The following is a 1,133-nucleotide window of genomic DNA, read 5'->3' as shown; positions in this document are numbered from 1 at the left end:
TTCCCGCCCGAAGTCCTGAAGGACGCGCTGCGCCAGATGCATCTGATCCGCCGCTTCGAGGAAGGGGCGGAGGAAAGCTATATGCGCGGCCTCATCCACGGCACGATGCATCTCTCCATCGGCCAGGAAGCGTCCGCCGTCGGCACCTGCCTCGCGCTGACCGATACGGACCAGATCACCTCCACCCATCGCGGCCACGGCCATTGCATCGCCAAGGGTGCCGAGGTCGGGCGCATGTTCGCCGAGTTCTTCGGCAAGGAAACGGGCTATTGCCGGGGGCGCGGCGGCTCGATGCACATTGCCGACGTGACCAAGGGCAATCTCGGGGCCAACGGCATCGTGGGCGGTGGCTTGCCGATCGCGGTCGGTGCCGCGCTCTCCATGAAGATGCAGAAGCGGCGCGACGTCGTCGTGTCGTTCTTCGGCGACGGGGCCAACAACGAGGGCGCTTTCCATGAGGCGCTGAACATGGCCTCGATCTGGAAGCTGCCGGTCGTGTTCGTCTGCGAGAACAACAAATATGGCATGTCGGTCTCGACCGAGCGCTCCACGGCGGTCAAGAACATCGCCGATCGCGCCGTGGGCTATTCCATGCCGGGCGTGACCGTGGACGGCAATTCGCTGTCGGATGTCGCCGAAGCCTCGCATAAGGCCATCGAGCGCGCGCGCGCCGGCGAGGGGCCGACCCTCATCGAGTGCAAGACCTACCGCCATCGCGGCCATTCCAAGAGCGATCGCAACCGCTACCGCACCAAGGAAGAGATCGACGACTGGATCTCCAAGGACCCGATCGGCCGGTTCGAGGCCGAGATGCTGGACTATGGCGTCGTGGATGCGGCCGAGATCGAGGCGATCCGGGCGGGCGTCGAACGCGAGATCGCGGACGGCATCGAATTTGCCAGGAACTCGCCGTCGCCCGATGCGAAGGACGCGACGGCCTTCGTCTACACGGCATAACGGCCTTTCGAGCCGAAGGATTCTTAAGATGAGCGAGACCATCGACGCGGCTGTCGGCCGCGAGCTGTCCTATGCCCAGGCGATCCAGGAAGCCATCGCCATCGCCATGGAGGAAGACCCGCGCGTCTTCATCATGGGCGAGGATATCGGCGTCTATGGCGGGGCGTTCCAGGTGA

The 1,133-nt window shown here is 64.7% G+C and carries 1 protein-coding gene and 1 pseudogene; both read left to right on the top strand.

The features are described from left to right. Positions 1–957, top strand: a 957-nt coding sequence (locus tag AUL36_RS08375; RefSeq protein ID WP_062219727.1) for a thiamine pyrophosphate-dependent dehydrogenase E1 component subunit alpha, incomplete at its 5' end; no start/stop codon positions are given. A gap of 40 nt (positions 958–997) precedes the next feature. Continuing rightward, a pseudogene (locus tag AUL36_RS24575) lies at positions 998–1,133 on the top strand (alpha-ketoacid dehydrogenase subunit beta); the annotation flags it as partial.

The sequence above is a fragment of the Aureimonas sp. D3 genome, assembly GCF_001463805.1.
GTDB lineage: Bacteria > Pseudomonadota > Alphaproteobacteria > Rhizobiales > Rhizobiaceae > Aureimonas > Aureimonas ureilytica_A.
Note: the sequence above shows the minus strand (reverse complement) of the source record. Positions and strands in the feature narration are given on the sequence as shown.